Annotated in this window: 1 protein-coding gene; it reads right to left on the reverse strand. The window is 67.6% G+C overall.

The window, feature by feature from the left end:
- Positions 1-2: 2 nt before the first annotated feature.
- A partial coding sequence (locus ACFWJO_RS38240) for an ABC transporter permease (RefSeq protein WP_386872773.1) occupies positions 3-503 on the reverse strand: 501 nt, incomplete at its 5' end.

The raw sequence follows: 503 nt of genomic DNA on the forward strand, positions 1-503 counted from the left end.
GGTTACTTCCTTCGACCCAGGGCCACGGCGAGGATGATGATCACGCCACGGACGATGTTCTGCTGACTGGTGTCCAGGCCCGCCAGCACCAGGCCGTTGTTGATCACGCCGATCAACAGCGCCCCGATCACGGACCCGACGACAGCCCCACGGCCGCCGAACAGGCTGGTCCCGCCGAGGATGACCGCCGCGATGACCGACAGTTCGTCGCCGGTGCCCCACTGGTAGCGGCCGGATTCCAGCCGTCCGGCGTAGAGCATGCCTGCGATCGAGGCGGCCACCGCCGAGGCCATGAGGACACTGAAGATGATTCGACGCGTGCGCACACCGCTGTAGACGGCGGCCTGCTCGTTGCCGCCGGTGGCCAGCACCCGACGACCGTAGGCGGTGCGGTGCATGACCGTCGCCCCGATGACGGTGGCGATGACGACCCAGATGAGCAGGGACGGGATCGGGCCGATGGACCCACCGCCGAAGAAGGCGTTGAACCCGGAGGAGAGGAT

Origin of the sequence: Streptomyces sp. NPDC127092, assembly GCF_042722475.1 — a bacterium.
Taxonomy (GTDB): domain Bacteria; phylum Actinomycetota; class Actinomycetes; order Streptomycetales; family Streptomycetaceae; genus Streptomyces.